Annotated in this window: 15 protein-coding genes; 12 read left to right on the top strand and 3 right to left on the bottom strand. The window is 44.9% G+C overall.

Going from position 1 to position 16,600, the window contains the following annotated elements; all coding sequences use genetic code 11:
* Positions 1-59 precede the first annotated feature (59 nt).
* The 3 genes from MKS89_RS11655 (at position 60) to MKS89_RS11645 (ending at position 3,906) form a co-directional block, all read left to right on the top strand.
* Positions 60-989 carry a DMT family transporter gene (locus tag MKS89_RS11655; protein ID WP_072956203.1) on the top strand — a complete coding sequence of 310 codons (930 nt, stop codon included), beginning with the start codon at positions 60-62 and terminating at the stop codon, positions 987-989.
* Positions 990-1,270: 281 nt separating this feature from the next.
* On the top strand, positions 1,271-2,329 hold the full coding sequence (dinB, locus tag MKS89_RS11650; protein WP_072956466.1) for a DNA polymerase IV: 1,059 nt from the start codon (positions 1,271-1,273) through the stop codon (positions 2,327-2,329).
* Positions 2,330-2,547: 218 nt separating this feature from the next.
* On the top strand, positions 2,548-3,906 hold the full coding sequence (locus MKS89_RS11645; RefSeq protein ID WP_072956206.1) for a sodium-dependent transporter: 1,359 nt from the start codon (positions 2,548-2,550) through the stop codon (positions 3,904-3,906).
* Positions 3,907-4,028: 122 nt separating this feature from the next.
* Here MKS89_RS11645 and rimK read toward each other — a convergent pair whose 3' ends face one another.
* The 3 genes from rimK to MKS89_RS11630 all read right to left on the bottom strand — a co-directional run bounded on the left by rimK (position 4,029) and on the right by MKS89_RS11630 (position 7,204).
* Positions 4,029-4,934, bottom strand: coding sequence for a 30S ribosomal protein S6--L-glutamate ligase (gene rimK / locus MKS89_RS11640; RefSeq protein WP_072956209.1), 906 nt, complete (start codon positions 4,932-4,934; stop codon positions 4,029-4,031).
* Positions 4,931-5,371, bottom strand: a complete 441-nt coding sequence (locus MKS89_RS11635; protein WP_072956211.1) for an ATP-dependent zinc protease family protein — start codon at positions 5,369-5,371, stop codon at positions 4,931-4,933. The genes rimK and MKS89_RS11635 overlap by 4 nt, the downstream gene beginning before the upstream one ends.
* A 351-nt stretch (positions 5,372-5,722) precedes the next feature.
* Positions 5,723-7,204, bottom strand: coding sequence for an aminoacyl-histidine dipeptidase (locus MKS89_RS11630; RefSeq protein WP_072956214.1), 1,482 nt, complete (start codon positions 7,202-7,204; stop codon positions 5,723-5,725).
* A gap of 888 nt (positions 7,205-8,092) precedes the next feature.
* Between MKS89_RS11630 and MKS89_RS11625 the strand changes: the two genes are divergently transcribed.
* From MKS89_RS11625 to MKS89_RS11585, 9 genes are all read left to right on the top strand, one after another.
* On the top strand, positions 8,093-9,382 hold the full coding sequence (locus MKS89_RS11625) for an NCS2 family permease (RefSeq protein WP_072956217.1): 1,290 nt from the start codon (positions 8,093-8,095) through the stop codon (positions 9,380-9,382).
* 38 nt (positions 9,383-9,420) lie between these two features.
* Positions 9,421-9,885, top strand: coding sequence for a xanthine phosphoribosyltransferase (gpt, locus tag MKS89_RS11620; RefSeq protein WP_072956220.1), 465 nt, complete (start codon positions 9,421-9,423; stop codon positions 9,883-9,885).
* Positions 9,886-9,983: 98 nt separating this feature from the next.
* Positions 9,984-11,228 carry an esterase FrsA gene (gene frsA / locus MKS89_RS11615; protein ID WP_072956223.1) on the top strand — a complete coding sequence of 415 codons (1,245 nt, stop codon included), beginning with the start codon at positions 9,984-9,986 and terminating at the stop codon, positions 11,226-11,228.
* 83 nt (positions 11,229-11,311) lie between these two features.
* Positions 11,312-11,704, top strand: coding sequence for a sigma factor-binding protein Crl (gene crl, locus MKS89_RS11610; protein WP_072956226.1), 393 nt, complete (start codon positions 11,312-11,314; stop codon positions 11,702-11,704).
* Between the two features lie 121 nt (positions 11,705-11,825).
* Positions 11,826-12,962, top strand: a complete 1,137-nt coding sequence (gene proB, locus MKS89_RS11605; protein WP_242656016.1) for a glutamate 5-kinase — start codon at positions 11,826-11,828, stop codon at positions 12,960-12,962.
* Between the two features lie 14 nt (positions 12,963-12,976).
* The gene (locus MKS89_RS11600) at positions 12,977-14,227 is read left to right on the top strand and encodes a glutamate-5-semialdehyde dehydrogenase (RefSeq protein ID WP_072956232.1); all 1,251 of its coding nucleotides are present in this window, start codon (positions 12,977-12,979) and stop codon (positions 14,225-14,227) included.
* Between the two features lie 111 nt (positions 14,228-14,338).
* Positions 14,339-14,788: a transcriptional regulator NrdR gene (gene nrdR, locus MKS89_RS11595; RefSeq protein ID WP_072956235.1), complete on the top strand. Its 450-nt coding sequence runs from the start codon at positions 14,339-14,341 to the stop codon at positions 14,786-14,788.
* Positions 14,789-14,800: 12 nt separating this feature from the next.
* Complete coding sequence (gene ribD, locus MKS89_RS11590; protein WP_072956237.1) at positions 14,801-15,922, top strand: bifunctional diaminohydroxyphosphoribosylaminopyrimidine deaminase/5-amino-6-(5-phosphoribosylamino)uracil reductase RibD; 1,122 nt, start codon at positions 14,801-14,803, stop codon at positions 15,920-15,922.
* Positions 15,923-15,932: 10 nt separating this feature from the next.
* Positions 15,933-16,592: a riboflavin synthase gene (locus MKS89_RS11585; protein ID WP_072956238.1), complete on the top strand. Its 660-nt coding sequence runs from the start codon at positions 15,933-15,935 to the stop codon at positions 16,590-16,592.
* Positions 16,593-16,600 lie beyond the last annotated feature (8 nt).

Genomic DNA, 16,600 nt, shown 5'->3' with positions numbered 1-16,600 from the left:
TCTAATTATTGAAATTAATACACTAGTCAATAAGTCTTGGCAAGTCAGTCGGAGTAACGATGAAATCTAATTCAATCATAAAAGCGGTTGTCCTTCTCATTATCTGTACCTTCTTTTGGGGCAGCAGCTTTCCCGTAGGTAAACATGCGTTAGGTGAGGTGCATGCTCTCACTTTAGTGTTCTGGCGCTTTATTATTGCCGCTTCATGTCTGGCGGTGTATCTCAAGGTTAAACGTATGCCAGCAATGCACTTGAGTGTATTTCAGTGGAGTTGGGTTATTTCGGTTAGTATTATCGGGGTTGGTGGCCTCAATCTTGGTCTGTTTACCGGTCTGGCAACCACCAATGCGACCAACGGTTCACTCATTATGGCGCTTAGCCCATTGATGACATCTCTCATTGCGAGTGTAGCACAGCGTACTTTACCGTCTTTTGTACAATGCTTAAGTCTGCTAGTCAGTTTGGCCGGGGTATTGATGGTGCTCACCAATGGGCATTTTGACACGTTACTCTCCATGCAGATCAATCACGGTGATCAGTTGATCTTTGGTGGAATGTTTGCTTGGAGTCTTTATACATATTTTAGTCAGGGGATTAGTCGCTGGATGCCTATGATTCCCTATACCTTTATCGGTATGTTGAGCGGCGCTTCGGTGATTGGCATTATGTGTCTGATATCTCCGGAAGTGTCTCCGTTTACTGAATTGTGGAAGAGTTCAGCATTGGGGATCTCGGAAATCGTTTATATTGGTGTGTTTGGCACAGTTGCGGGTTATCTACTGTGGTTAAACGGCGTACGTCAGCTTGGCTCTGCGGATGCTGCACTGTTTTTCAACTTTGTTCCGATCTTTTCTGTGCTCACTTCGTTTATGTTTGGTCAAGCTGTGACTCAGTTACAGTTACTCGGGATTGTGATTGTGATTACCGGTTTGTTACTGCCACGAATTCGGTTGTTGAAACGCGGGTCTAAACCTTGCTCTGAATTTTAATTGAACTCACTCTGTAAACTTATGATAAAGGCGGGCGATTCCCGCCTTTATCATGTTCAGCGTATACGACAGAATTTTTATATCCATCTCGATAGTGGCGGAACGTACTCCCTTCTGACATTTCATCAATCAGTTTTTTACTGATGATGACTTAAAAGAGGCTCTGAAAAACTATATACTGTATATAATAACAGTATATATTGTTCATGATTGACTGGCAGAGCATATCTATGCTGCTTGATAGCCAATTTAATACACGTGACTCAGTATCGAGAATGACGATGACGAATAAAATCATTCACATAGATCTTGATTGTTATTATGCAGCGGTTGAAGCGCGAGATGATCCCAGCCTGAGAGGTATTCCATTGGCTATCGGAGGGTCTCAGTTTGGACGCGGGGTTCTCTCTACTTGTAGTTATGAAGCGCGTCAATATGGTATTCGTTCAGCAATGCCAACTGCTCATGCACTCAGATTATGTCCGCATCTGACGGTGATTTCTGGAAACATGGAGAAATACAAAGCGGTTTCTCAGCAAATCCGTGAAATCTTTACCCGATATACCGATGTGATTGAACCACTGTCTTTAGATGAAGCCTATCTGGATGTAACACATACCAAGTTGTTTCAAGGCTCTGCGACGTTGATTGCTCAAGATATCAGAAAGACCATTGAATCTGAGCTGAATTTAACCGCGAGTGCAGGGGTTGCCCCGATTAAATTCGTTGCGAAAGTGGCTTCAGATATCAATAAACCAAATGGGATTTGTGTCATTCCTCCGAGCGAGTTGCATTCTTTTATTGAAGTGTTGGATCTGGGGAAAATTCCCGGCGTAGGAAAAGTCACATTAGAAAAACTACACAAGTTAGGTCTGTTTTATGGCAAGGATGTCAAAGCATATGAACATCATCTGCTGGTCAAACATTTTGGCCGGTTTGGTCAAACGCTATGGGACAGATGCCACGGCATCGATAAGAGAACCGTTGACGTTTCCAGAGTGAGAAAATCCGTCGGTGTTGAAAGGACATTTAGTGCAGATATTTATACGGAAGCAGAATGCTTAGCGGTGATTGACCGACTATATCCAGACTTAGTCACTCGACTCGAAAAAGTATCCCCGGAAAAGGAAATCATCCGCCAAGGGATAAAGTTGAAGTTTGATGATTTTAAGCAAACGACAGTTGAGCATAAACAACAGACATTAGATAAAGACTTTTTCACTGCATTATTGCGAGATGCATTGTTGAGACAACAAAGTCGAGGGATTCGTCTTATCGGTCTGTCAGTTGGACTGAATGTCGAGCAAAGTGAAAAAGAGCAGATGAGTTTTGATTGGTAATTTACAGTAATCAGCGTTACCACCGATTGTTGCCACTCACAATGTTGTATTCATTGGTGGATGAAAATAGAGACTTATTGTTTGTTTATGTTTATTTACAGTTGAATATAGGAACATTTGAGCGTTGCATATCGGATATACACTTTTTTGATTGTGAAAAGCCAATTTTTTGATTATTGTACTCATCAACTAGTTTATTGATATGTTGTATAAGTGGTATGGCACAATCTTCTTCGCGTGATTTTTTCGCGTCTCGACTTGGTTTTATTCTTTCCGCTTCCGGTGCTGCGGTGGGTTTGGGCAATATCTGGGGATTTCCGACTCAGGTTGCCAGTAATGGCGGCGGTGCTTTCCTGTTGGTCTATCTGGTGCTGATTGCTTTTGTTGCATTTCCGATGTTGGTTGTTGAAATGGCAATTGGACGCCACGGTCAAGCGAATCCAGTTGATAGTATGCGTGCTCTTTCTTCTGATCCGAAAGCTCAGAAATTCGCAGTGGGTGTGGGGTGGTTGGGGTTAAGTGTTCCCTGTGCCGTACTTGCGTTTTACAGTATTGTCGGGGGCTGGATCATCTGTTTCTTTCTGGCCGCTTTCTGTCAGTTATTGGGTTGGGGAGAACTATCCCAGTGGTTAGAAGGTTTCTCTGTTGAGCGCAACTTGTTCGGAACCGTGATTTTCTATGTTCTAACAATTCTGATTGTTCAGGGGGGGGTTAAGCAGGGCATCGAAAAATGGTCGACACGTTTGATGCCTGCTCTGTTTGCTCTCTTTGCCGTATTGTTTATTTATATTTTGATGCAAGACGGAGCCGTTGAAGGGCTCAAGCAGTATCTGATCCCTGATTTCACAAAAATATGGAATAAAGACCTGATTCTTGCTGCGATGGGGCAAGGGTTCTTCTCGCTGACAATCGGTGGCTGCTCGATGCTGGTGTATGGCTCCTATTTGAGTAAAAAAGAAAATCTTCCCAAAATGGCGTTGAGTGTCACACTGGTTGATACCGGCGTTGCTTTCATCGCGGGATTGGTTGTTATGCCGGCAATGTTTGTGGCAATGAAACAAGGCGTTGAAATTTATGCGGCGGATGGAAGCTTACTCAATTCCGATACCTTAGTTTTCCGTGTACTACCTATGATGTTCGAGAGTTTGGGAATTTTCGGGCAATTTTTTGCTATCGTCTTCTTTTTGTTATTGACGATTGCTGCGCTGACGTCATCAATATCAATGCTTGAATGTCCGGTTACGCTTGTGAGTGAGCGGTGGAATACCAGCCGAAATAGTACAACTTGGGCTCTGGGGGCGGTTATTGCCCTGTTGAGTGTCGTGGTGCTCTATCATTTCTCGGCACTTTTTGGATTGGTGGTCATGTTGTCGACGCAGTATCTACAGCCGCTTGCAGCCCTGATGTTCTGTCTGTTCGGGGGATGGGTTTGGCGTCATCGCGCTAAAATTACAGAACTTCAGCATGGTTTTCCGGGCGTATCTCAACATTGGTTTGGACGTTTATGGCCGGCATATATTAAATATGTTTGCCCTTTCTTTGTTGTTGCTGTGATGTGGTTCTCTCTATTTTCTTAGTTGAAGAGGGAACTTGAGATTTTATTTGTCTTTTAATGTCAGTGACTACTTTTCGTTATCGATGTTCCTTCCGTTACCGATATCCCCTCAAGAGCCTGTCACATGGCTCTTGAGGGGGAGTATTATCCTCGTCCCCGTGTTCTTGTTGTTTTCAAAAGCGCATTCTTCTCGACAAATTCAATGATCATGCCTGCGATATCTTTACCTGTCGCTTTCTCAATACCTTCTAAACCGGGAGATGAATTGACTTCCATCACCAGTGGGCCACGAGCAGAGCGGAGTAGGTCAACACCGGCAACATTGAGTCCCATAATCTTTGCTGCATCAATGGCTGTTTTTCTTTCTTGAGGAGAAATCTTGATCAGTGTTGCTGTCCCGCCACGGTGCAGATTTGAACGAAACTCGCCTTCAGCGCCTTGACGCTTCATTGATGCAATGACTTTATCACCGATCACAAAACAGCGGATATCAGCACCACCGGCTTCCTTCACGTATTCTTGCACCATAATGTTTGCTTTGAGCCCCATAAAGGCTTCAATCACACTTTCCGCAGCTTTGCGGTTTTCTGCTAAAACGACGCCAATTCCTTGTGTTCCTTCAAGAAGTTTGATCACAACCGGCGCTCCGCCAACCATGTTTAATAAGTCCTTAATATCATCGGGTTTGCTGGCAAATCCGGTGATCGGCATACCAATGCCTTTTCTGGACAGTAATTGCATGGAACGAAGTTTGTCTCTGGAACGACTGATTGCGACAGATTCATTGACCGGATAAACCCCCATCATTTCAAACTGACGTAAGACTGCGGTGCCGTAAAAGGTCACAGAGGCACCGATACGTGGAATGATGGCGTTAAACTCAGACAACTGTTCTCCTTTAAAGTGAATTTCTGGTTTTTCTGAGTTGATATTCATGTAACAGCGTAAGGCATCGATCACTTTGTAGTCATGTCCCCGCTCTTTACACGCTTCAATCAGTCGCTGAGTTGAATAAAGCGAGCTGTTTCTCGAAAGAATGCCAATTTTCATACGTTATCACCAGAGGTCAGTAGAAATGATGCATCCGGATCAACGATAATTTTTGGGCGCATCGCTGTCCGGCCTAGTAACATTCGGAATGCCATATTTTCACGATTGGTCAGTGTAATATCGACCGGCCATTGCTCCGTACCAATCTTGATCTCTGTGCGGATTACATAACGCTTTTCCTCATAGCCACCGGAGTTTCTAACGATACGTCGATCGATCACTGGCGCTTCGCAAATGACAATTTCCGAATCGTCCTTTTGACGGGGATGTAACCAGAATCGCACCCATTGTACGCCTTCTTTTTTGAAGGCTTTCACTTTAAATGCGTGGAGACACGATGTCTTTGCGCCAGTATCGATCTTGGCATTGATCGCGGGAATTCCTAAGTCTGGGAGACTGAGAGTCTCTCTCCAGCCAATCATAATTTTTTCATTCATCTTTTGTGTTCTTCGATTAATAGACGTGAATCGATAGGAAAGGCGCTGGGCAATTTTATTCCTGTAAGGCTACCCCCCATCAACAATCATAGCTCTTAGGGTGAACCTTAGACAGAAATGCGCTTAATTTTTAAACAGATGCAACGTTGCCTGAGGGAACACTACCAGCAGTTTCAGTATTGAGCGAATAAAAAAATTATCCGTGACGATAAATAATCATGATAGATGCCAAACATGGAAGCTTGCCACCAAATAATTTTTGTTTTCAATGGGATAGGTTGATTGAATTTACGCCATATAAAATAGGGTCACCGTAGCGGACACGATTCTTTCCGCTACGGCATATTGGACTTAATCTTTTTCAGGGATGCTTTTCAGCATAACGATCATTTGTTCCCAGAATTGCTGAACCGTGCTGATCTGCACTTTTTCATCAGGGGAATGTGGGAACTTAATCGTCGGACCGAACGACACCATATCCATATTTGGGTATGGGCGCTTAAATAAGCCACATTCGAGGCCTGCGTGAATTACCATGATATTCGGTTTATGACCATAGATGTTTTCGTACTGCTCTCTGAAGATAGCCATAATGGCGGAATTCGTGTCAGGCTTCCAACCGGGATAAGCATCATAGAAATCGACTGTCGCATCTGCGAGTTCGGCAATTGATCTCAAACTGCTTTCTACCTGTTGACGACCGGAGTCGATTAAAGAACGGACCAAGCTGAGGATAGAAATAGTTGAAGCATCAGTTTTGACGACCCCCAGATTTAGTGACGTTTCGACCACACCAGGAAAATCATCACTCATACGGATCACCCCATTGGGGCTTGCATTGAGTGTTGCAATGAAACGTTGCTGAGTCGGTAAATCCATTACCTGATGCTGCTCCGGAACCAATTCAACGTCATGGCATTCGGTGATGATATTGCCTTCTGTTTGTTCCAGCTCCTGACGAATCGTTGCGGTGAAATGTTGGAATGCTTCAGTCAGTTTGGAGACATTTTCTTCAGGGAGGCATAAGGTCACAGTGCCTTCACGAGGAATGGCATTTCTCAGTGAGCCGCCTTGAAAATCAATCAATCGTAACGCCAGAGGCTCGGCATGTTGTGCCAAAAAACGAGCAAATAGTTTATTAGCATTGCCTCGGCCGAGATGGATATCGCAACCAGAATGGCCGCCTTTGAGACCTTTAAGCTGGAGTTTGCGAACCACATGATTTGCCGGAACTTGACTGCGTTCAATATCAAAAGCGAGCAAGCCGTTAATGCCTCCGGCACATCCGACGTAAACTTCACCTTCCTGTTCAGAGTCGGTATTCAGCAGGATTTCTCCTTCCAGATAACCCGGCTCCAGACCAAATGCACCGGTCATACCAGCTTCTTCATTGATCGTTAACAGTACTTCTAAAGGACCGTGTTGGATATTGTCTGAAGCCAAAACAGCAAGGCAAGTTGCCATCCCGATCCCATTGTCTGCGCCGAGAGTGGTGCCTTGAGCGGTGACCCAGTCACCATCAATATAAGGACGAATTGGATCCTGTGCGAAGTTATGTACGGTCTCCTCATTTTTTTGTGGCACCATATCCAAGTGTGCTTGTAGCACGACACCCTTGCGGTTTTCCATGCCTGATGTTGCTGGTTTCTTAATAAAGATATTACCCGTCGGATCACGTCTGACATCAAGTGACTGTTCCTCGGCCCACTCGATAATGTATTGAGCTAAGTTTTCTTCATGATATGAAGGGTGTGGGATAGAACATATTTTATCGAAAAACGTCCAGACGAGAGATGGTGAGAGATGACTAATTTCGGATTGGAATTCTGACACTGAAGACTCCTGTTCCACAATATGGTTGATGAAAAAACAATATGGTTGATGAAAAACAATGTGGTTGATAAAAAGTGGATCAAATTAAACTGAGTTGGTGCTTCATGTTTCATCTGTATTTAAGAATTCGTCTGTACTTGAGAAATCGTCTGTACTTAAGAAATCGAGAGTACTGAAGACCATGCGCACCAGTCGATAGCAAGAGAATATCACCCTCATCATGCAGGGGATAGCATGAGACATGTTTTTTTAAAAAATCAGATATGAGTTGTATTGACTATAACTGTTGTGATTAAGGAATAAATTTTCATCGTTTGGTTTGTTTTTGGTAATTAAATTACACAAATCTCAATAAAAAGTGTCTCAATTCACTTTATTTGGTTTTGATTACGTTATTATTGTAATAAATTTTCTTTATGGTATATTCAACAGTGTTTGCGATGCTTCTATTTAACCCATTTATTGAGTTGCCTGAATGAAGCATTCCCCTGCGAAGTTGATGGGGGGGAGATTCAGGACTCAGACTAGACCAATTTGCTCTGATGGTCTGTTGTAGAATTGGACACGATGGAAACTTGCAGCTCGGACATTTTTGTTCACCCCTAATTTTTTGGAAGATTTTAATCCCTTTCCAACGCCACTTCATGTGAAGTGGCGTTTTTTTATCCTTTCGCATGGTATTGGCTGGCCTGACGCTGTCAGTGATGAAGATGACCAGTGCATTTTTGATGACTTTTGTTACGTAAATCGGAATATTTGCAAGGTTTCATAAACTGACTATTAGGTCAGTTTTTATATGAATTACGCTAGAATTTGCCGTCTTTACTCTCTATAATCGCCTCCCAATCGTTTACGCAACCGTTTACTTGAATCTATACAGGAACTATCATGCTCGAGAAGCTATTTAAACTGAGTGAACATGGCACAACCATGCGAACAGAAGTCATTGCGGGAATCACGACTTTTCTGACCATGGCTTATATCATTTTTGTTAATCCAGCGATCTTAGCCGATACGGGAATGGATCGTGGCGCCGTTTTTGTTGCAACCTGTTTGGCGGCAGCTGTTGGTTGCTTCATCATGGGATTTATCGCGAATTATCCGATTGCGCTGGCGCCGGGGATGGGGCTGAATGCCTTTTTCACCTATACCGTCGTGCTTGGCATGGGGTATACGTGGCAGGTTGCTTTGGCTGCGGTATTTGCTTCAGGCGTATTGTTCATCATACTGAGTTTATTCAAGATTCGAGAATGGATTATCAATTCAATTCCGATGTCTTTAAGGACCGGCATTTCATCGGGTATCGGTTTATTTCTTGCTTTTATTGCATTAAAAAATGCAGGTATCATCGTTGATAATCCAGCCACACTGGTTTCTCTTGGCAATATTACCTCGCTTCACTGTGTTTTAGGTGCTCTCGGTTTCTTTCTCACTATCGCTCTGGTTTATCGCAACGTAAAAGGCGGTGTGATGATTTCTATTCTGGCGATCAGTGCCATTGGCTTGATGCTTGGTGATGTTCACTGGGCCGGTGTGGTTTCGATGCCACCAAGTATTGCTCCGACATTTTTACAGCTCGATTTCTCAGCGTTATTAGATGTTGGGATGATCTCGGTTGTATTTGCATTCTTGTTCGTGGATCTGTTTGATACTGCCGGAACATTAGTCGGTGTCGCTCAAAAAGCAGATCTAATTGGTGAAGATGGAAAAATTCCTCGTCTGAACCGGGCGTTATTGGCTGATTCTTCAGCAACAGTTACGGGTGCATTGTTCGGAACATCGAATACGACCTCTTTTATTGAAAGTGCTGCTGGTGTTGCGACAGGTGGACGAACAGGATTGACTGCTGTTGTTGTTGGAATTCTCTTCCTGTTTGCTTTATTCTTTGCGCCTCTTGCAGGGATGATTCCCGCCTATGCAACCGCTGGTGCACTCCTTTATGTTTCTATTCTGATGCTATCAGGGTTGGTTGGTATTGACTGGCGTGATCTCACAGAGGCTGCCCCCGTTGTTGTGACTTGTTTAATGATGCCTCTTACATCTTCAATTGCAGAAGGTATCTCTTTAGGGTTTATCTCATATGCGGTGATTAAACTTTTAAGTGGTAAAGCCCGTCATGTTTCACTCAGCGTGTGGTTCATGGCTGCGATTTTTGTTGTAAAATATATCGCAGGTTAACGAATTTAGATTTTAGATAAAAAATTGGATAGAAAACAATGAGCAAAAGATTCCTGATTACCTGGGATAATATGCAGATGTATTGTCGTCAACTTGCTGAGCGCCAAATGCCTGCAGAACAGTGGAAAGGTCTGATTGGGGTGAGTCGCGGTGGACTTGTGCCAGCAGCAATTCTTGCCCGAGAATTGGGTATTCGGTACGTTGATACGATCTGTATTTCCAGCTATGACCATGACCATCAGCGTGATATGAGCGTGCTGAAAGCCCCTGAGCATGATGGTGAAGGGTACTTGATTATTGATGACTTGGTCGATAGTGGTGATACCGCACGTAAAATTCGCGAGTTGTACCCAAAAGCTAAACTCGTGACCGTGTGCGCCAAACCGGCCGGTAAAGATTTAGTTGATGAATACATCGTCGATGTGGCTCAGGATACATGGATTGAACAACCTTGGGATACTGTACTATCCTATGTTGAGCCAGTGAATCGTAAGCTGAAATAGATCTTTTCGTATGAATTGATACTAATTTGAGAAAATGGTCCTGTTATGGGCCATTTTTTTTTGGTGAATTTAAACGTTTTTCGAAGTGGTCCCAATTTATGTTTAAGAGTAACAAGAACAGTGACAACCTTTCTGAGCGATTGTTTGATAACCATAAACAGGCGAAGGAAACCTCTGCATTGACCCAGTACATGTCAAGTAGTCAAGGGTTTGTGACTCAGAAAATTGAGGGCGCTTGGTATCGGACATTAAGGCGAATGCAATGGGCATGGCAGGGCATTGATTCGATTGATCAGGAAGAAGTTTTAGCGCGGATCGCATCTTCATCACATTCGAGAACTGTTGATGAATGGCTGGATACAGTGATGGGATATCGGCAAGGAAACTGGGCTTATGAATGGAATAAATTAGGTACCCGTTATCAACATGAATCCGCTCGGCTTGAGGGCGAAGCCTCAGCTGAGCGAATGTTTGCTGCGTCCTTATGTTTTAGTATCGCCGGATATCCTCATCTGAAAAATGACACGCTTGCTATTCAGGCTCAGGCATTGGCAAATACCGCTTATACGGAAGCCGCGAAACGTTCCGGATACATTGTGAAACAATTAGAATTTCCGTATAAGAACAAGAACATTATTGCTCATCTGCATTTATCACATACCGAGCGTCCCCAGCCCGTTGTCATTGTGACGGCTGGTCTTGATAGTCTGCAAACCGATATGTGGCGCTTATTCCGAGATTATCTGGCACATCGGGATATTGCGATGTTGACGATTGACATGCCGTCTATCGGATACAACTCGCAATGGCCTTTAACCGAAGATACCTCCGTTCTCCACCAAACTGTGCTGAATCAACTGGCTCGTTTGCCCTGGGTTGATCACCATCGTGTCGGATTGATCGGTTTTCGTTTTGGCGGCAACGCGATGGTCCGACTGTCATTTATTGAATCCAATAAAATCAAAGCCTGTATCGTTTTGGGAGCACCCGTGCATGATATTCTGTCTTCTCCTGAAAAATTAAAACGGATGCCGAAGATGTATTTGGATGTGCTGGCATCTCGATTAGGGAAAAATGTGGTCGATATTGACAGTCTATCCATGCAGTTGCGAGCGTGGTCACTGAAAGCGCAAGGGTTTCTTTCCGGTAGAAAAACAAAAACGCCTATCTTGGCTTTGGGATTAGAGGGCGATCCGGTATCACCGCCTTCAGATAATCGATTGGTTGCAACTTATAGTGTTGGCGGGCAGGCAAAAGAGATTAAGTCAAAGACATTATTTCACGGATATGAGCAAGCCCTCGATTTGGCGATAAACTGGCTAGAAGATGAACTGATTCAGTGAATTTTTGTGCTATTTTATGTACAAGATATGCGCTTTGTTGAGTTTTAAAGTGACATGCAATTCTGTAAAAAAGGAGTGCTGAAATGCCAGGATTGAGCAAGGAACCAACCTACCACCGACTGAATGCAGCCTTTAAATTGTTAGGTCCATATTTGAGAGAAGAACAGTATCAGAGTGGCACTTATCAATTTGATTGTTTGGCTGTTTGCGTCGATGATAAAAAATCACCGGAAGTGAGGGAATTTTGGGGGTGGTGGATGTCATTATCACACACGGATGAACAGCAGTTTGAAGCAAAATATGCGATTGGGCGATATGATCACGTCGGAAACTGGGTCCTTGAAGAGCCTCAACCTAAGGCATTAGCAGAAGTTCATCGAACTCAAAAAGCGTTCCACGAAAAGCTTGAAACGTTACTCAATGATAAATTTGGCTATGCGCTAGTCACCTGCGATCCTCTGTTAGTCGATAAATAATTCTCCTCTTATTTTCTCATTCTGTTAAAAAAGGTGCGGTTGCACCTTTTTCTACTTGTGAATTGCCCTTTTGATTGCTAAAAAGAATCTCTCCTTTTCTACTTAGATCGTATGATTGATGATGGCGATAGAACAACCTGAAAACGAACGACAATCAAAAACAATTATTATCAAGTTGGGAACCAGTGTTCTGACTGGCGGGACGCTAGCGCTTGATCGGGCACAAATGGTAGAGCTTGTCCGGCAGTGTGCTGAGCTGAAGCGGCAAGGGCATGCAGTTGTCTTAGTCTCTTCGGGGGCAATCGCTGCCGGAAGGGAACATCTTGACTATCCGGCATTGCCGAATACGATCGCAAGTAAGCAATTGCTGGCAGCCGTCGGTCAAAGCCAGCTCATACAGGTCTGGGAATCTCTATTCTCGATTTACGATCTCAAAATCGGTCAGATGTTACTGACTCGTGCTGATTTAGAAGATCGTGAACGTTTTTTAAATGCACGAGATACCGTGAATTCGTTAATCGCCCATGACATTATTCCAATCGTGAATGAAAACGATGCTGTCGCAACCGTTGAAATTAAAGTGGGTGATAATGACAACCTATCCGCGTTAGTCGGTATATTATGTGGTGCAGATAAACTTCTGCTTTTAACCGATCAATCGGGACTTTTTACAGCAGACCCGCGTAAAGATCCAAATGCTGAGTTGATTCGGGAAGTCAAAAAAATTGATGATACGCTGCGGAAAATTGCAGGGGGAAGCGGTACGACACTCGGTACTGGCGGCATGGCAACTAAGTTACAAGCCGCAGATATTGCTCGTCGGGCTGGTATTGAAGTGATTATTGCTTCAGGGCGGGCACCAAATGTGATTTCGGATTCATTGAGCGAACATCCTCAAGGGACGCGTTTCTTACCATTGGAAGAAGCGTTGGAGAATCGCAAGCGTTGGATTCTGGCCGGGCCGGCAGCATCTGGCGAAATTATGATTGATGATGGCGCCGTGAACGCAGTTGTTTTTCAGGGAAGTAGCCTGCTGGCGAAAGGGATTATCGGTATTTATGGTGTGTTTTCCCGAGGTGATGTGGCCATTATTCTCAATCAGTCACGGCAGGTGATCGCCCGAGGGATTTCTTCCTATTCCAGTCAGGATCTAGAGATTATTCAGGGAAAACATAGTAAAGAAATTAATGAACTGCTGGGGCATGATTATGGTTCCGAAGTTGTACATCGGGATGATATGGTCGTGATTCAGGAATAAAAAGGAAGCATAGCGTGGATCTAATATCGATGGGAAAAGCTGCGAAAGAAGCTGCTTTCCAATTATCAACAGCAACAACGGCACAGAAAAACCGGGCTTTAACCATTATTGCCGATGAGCTGGAAGCAAACCGTGATGCAATTTTGGCAGCGAATGCACAAGATATTGAGCAAGGGCGTCAGTCAGGATTAAGCGAGGCTTTGTTGGATCGGTTATTACTCAACACTGAGCGTTTAGCCGGCATTGCCAGTGATGTACGGAATGTGGTTGGTTTACAGGACCCGGTGGGTCAAGAAATGGATCGTCGTATTCTGGAAAATGGCATGTCTCTTTCTCGTCGTCGTGTGCCGTTGGGGGTTGTCGGTGTCATTTATGAAGCGCGTCCCAATGTAACAATCGATATTGCCGTGCTATGTTTGAAAACCGGTAATGCGAGTATATTGCGGGGCGGAAAAGAGACGTTCAACTCAAATATGGCACTGGTCAAAGTCATTCAATTGTCATTGGAAAAAGCCGGGTTACCGGCCGCATCGGTTCAATATATCGAAAATCCTGACCGCGCTCTGGTCAGTGAGCTCCTGAAACTGGATCAATACGTCGATATGATTATTCCACGCGGTGGTGCCGGACTACACAAAATGTGTCAGGAAAATAGTACAATCCCCGTGATTATTGGTGGATTTGGTATCAGCCATATGTTTATCGACGCTAGTGCTGACCTAAATCGCTCTCTGGATGTGATTGAAAATGCCAAAGTGCAGCGTCCATCTGCCTGTAATGCCTTAGATACATTATTAGTTCATCAGCAGGTTGCCGCTGAGTTTTTACCCCAATTGGTGCAACGTTTGAGTGATAAGGTGACTTTTGTTGCCGATGCATCAGCACTGGCTGGTCTGACGGGCGCAGCATCTCTGAGAGCGGCTCAGGACGGTGACTTTGATACCGAATGGCTCAGTTATACGCTGGGTGTGAAAGTTGTGGAGAATATCGAGCAAGCGATTCAACATATGCGAGCGCATCATGCGAGTCACTCGGATGCGATTTTGACCAACCGACTCGATCATGCTGAACAATTTATTAATGCTGTTGATTCTGCTGCGGTGTATGTCAATGCTTCAACGCGTTTTACTGACGGTGCACAGTTTGGTTTAGGTGCTGAAGTCGCTGTTTCTACGCAGAAATTACATGCCCGAGGACCGATGGGACTCGAAGAACTCACCAGCTATAAGTGGGTCGGTCGAGCCGATTATTTGTCCAGAAGTTGATATTTTTAGATGAATCAAATGGATTGTGTGATAAGCGGGCATTTTTGCCCCTTTTTCTTTCCCTCCGGTTAGCAATTCCGTTAAACTCACTCTCATTGGAGTGGAGGTGTTATGCATTGTCCTTTTTGTTCGGAAAATGATACGAAAGTCATCGATTCGCGTTTGGTTGCCGATGGACACCAAGTACGTCGTCGCCGACAGTGTCTGGCTTGCCATGAGCGGTTTACCACATTTGAAACCGCAGAGTTGGTCATGCCCAGAGTGATTAAGTCAAATGGTAACCGTGAACCATTTGATGAGGATAAAATGATCAATGGGATGCTGAGGGCGTTGGAAAAGCGGCCCGTCAGTGCTGATTCTATTGATCTATCCATTAGCACGATTAAGTCGCGGCTGCGAGCGACGGGTGAGCGAGAAGTTCCGAGTGACTTGATTGGTAACTTAGTGATGGAACAGCTGAAAGAGCTTGATAAAGTTGCTTACATTCGTTTCGCCTCGGTTTACCGGAGTTTCGAAGATATTCGGGAATTTGGTGAAGAAATTGCCAGATTGGAAGACTAGAAGGCTGTATTGATGAGTGTTTTTAGCGCGTTTGATTATCAAATGATGTCAAAAGCGATCGCATTAGCAAAGCGGGGTGTTTACACCACGACTCCCAACCCTAATGTAGGCTGTGTGCTCGCCAAAGCCGGTCAGATTGTCGGGGAAGGGTATCATGTGCAGGCTGGAGGGCCTCATGCGGAAGTTCACGCGCTACGGCAAGCGGGTGCGCAAGCGAAAGGTGCAACGGCTTACGTTACGCTGGAACCTTGTTCTCATTATGGTCGAACGCCTCCTTGTGCTGAAGGCTTGATTCAGGCGGGTGTGGTTAAAGTCATTTGTGCGATGCAAGATCCAAATCCACAAGTGGCCGGCCGAGGGATTGCAATGCTGCAAGCAGCAGGCATTGAAGTCCTGACTGGATTACTGGAAGCCGATGCAAACGCACTCAATCCTGCTTTCCTCAAACGCATGAAAACCGGAATGCCATGGGTTCAGTTGAAAATGGCAGCTAGCCTTGACGGGCAGACGGCTTTAGCAAACGGTGTCAGTCAATGGATCACGTCTGTGGAAGCCCGGGCCGATGTACAAAAGTTTCGGGCCAAAGCCAGTGCAATTTTGTCAACCAGCCAAACGGTGATTGCAGATGATGCGGCCCTGACGGTTCGGCATCAAGCGCTCCCTGAATCGGTTGGTCAGAGGTATCCATTGGCTGAACTTCGTCAACCGGTACGCATCATTTTAGATCAGCATCACCGCTTACATGCCGGGCTGAAACTGTATGATGGTGACGGGGCGGTATTGACCGTGGGGCAGGATGACGCAGATATTTGTGTCGCTCTTGACTCAACAGGAAAACTCGACCTCCGTGCTCTGCTATGCCAATTAGCTGACAAGCACCAAATCAATCATCTTTGGGTTGAAGCCGGGGCGACACTCTCGCAGGCATTGTTGTCGCAGCAGTTAGTCGATGAAATTATTCTCTATCTGGCTCCCAAATTAATGGGCAGTGACGGACGAGGGTTGTTTGGTCAATTTGGTTTTGAATCGATGCAAGATGTATTTCAGCTCGATATCGCTGATGTGGTTCGGGTTGGCCCCGACATTCGTATGACTGTGATACCGCAGTATCATTCCCCCAACGTACAAATATAAGAGTAACACCATGTTTACTGGTATTGTTGAATCTATCGGGACGCTCACCGCGATTACCCCGAAAGGTGAAGATGTTTCCATTCAGGTCGAAGTCGGTTCTCTGGATATGTCAGACGTAAAACTGGGCGACAGCATTGCGACCAACGGCGTGTGTCTGACGGTTGTGGCGCTGACGGAAAGAAGTTATACCGCTGATTTATCGTTGGAAACACTCAATAAATCGAGTTTTGCCCATGCTCAAGTGGGCGATCGAGTCAATCTGGAAAAAGCCATGTTACCGACAACTCGGTTTGGCGGACACATTGTTTCCGGACATGTTGATGGGGTCGGTGAGATTATTGAGCGCGCTCAGGTTGGCCGAGCGATTGAATTTTGGATTGCTTTACCGGAAGACATTTGCCGTTACGTGGCGGAAAAGGGGTCTATCACTGTGGATGGGATCAGTCTGACCGTCAATGCATTACGCCACAACGCTTTTAAACTGACGATTATTCCCCACACATCGTCAGAAACCACCATTCACGCATTTCGGGTCGGCCGACAGGTAAATCTTGAGGTCGATGTCATGGCTCGTTATTTGGAGCGCTTACTGAGTGCCGGAGCCCCCGATAAGGGTGAGCAGAGCACTTCCATGACCTTAGAATTTTTGCAGCAGAATGGTTTTGCTTGAATGATAAC

It is taken from the genome of Vibrio gazogenes (assembly GCF_023920225.1).
GTDB lineage: Bacteria > Pseudomonadota > Gammaproteobacteria > Enterobacterales > Vibrionaceae > Vibrio > Vibrio gazogenes.
This window is presented reverse-complemented; position numbering and strand designations above follow the sequence as displayed.

Coding starts and splice junctions, on each gene's coding strand:
- MKS89_RS11655 (WP_072956203.1), top strand. CDS start 60: ATGAAATCTAATTCAATCATAAAAGCGGTTGTCCTTCTCATTATCTGT.
- dinB (WP_072956466.1), top strand. CDS start 1,271: ATGACGAATAAAATCATTCACATAGATCTTGATTGTTATTATGCAGCG.
- MKS89_RS11645 (WP_072956206.1), top strand. CDS start 2,548: ATGGCACAATCTTCTTCGCGTGATTTTTTCGCGTCTCGACTTGGTTTT.
- rimK (WP_072956209.1), bottom strand. CDS start 4,934: ATGAAAATTGGCATTCTTTCGAGAAACAGCTCGCTTTATTCAACTCAG.
- MKS89_RS11635 (WP_072956211.1), bottom strand. CDS start 5,371: ATGAATGAAAAAATTATGATTGGCTGGAGAGAGACTCTCAGTCTCCCA.
- MKS89_RS11625 (WP_072956217.1), top strand. CDS start 8,093: ATGCTCGAGAAGCTATTTAAACTGAGTGAACATGGCACAACCATGCGA.
- gpt (WP_072956220.1), top strand. CDS start 9,421: ATGAGCAAAAGATTCCTGATTACCTGGGATAATATGCAGATGTATTGT.
- frsA (WP_072956223.1), top strand. CDS start 9,984: ATGTTTAAGAGTAACAAGAACAGTGACAACCTTTCTGAGCGATTGTTT.
- crl (WP_072956226.1), top strand. CDS start 11,312: ATGCCAGGATTGAGCAAGGAACCAACCTACCACCGACTGAATGCAGCC.
- proB (WP_242656016.1), top strand. CDS start 11,826: ATGGCGATAGAACAACCTGAAAACGAACGACAATCAAAAACAATTATT.
- nrdR (WP_072956235.1), top strand. CDS start 14,339: ATGCATTGTCCTTTTTGTTCGGAAAATGATACGAAAGTCATCGATTCG.
- ribD (WP_072956237.1), top strand. CDS start 14,801: ATGAGTGTTTTTAGCGCGTTTGATTATCAAATGATGTCAAAAGCGATC.
- MKS89_RS11585 (WP_072956238.1), top strand. CDS start 15,933: ATGTTTACTGGTATTGTTGAATCTATCGGGACGCTCACCGCGATTACC.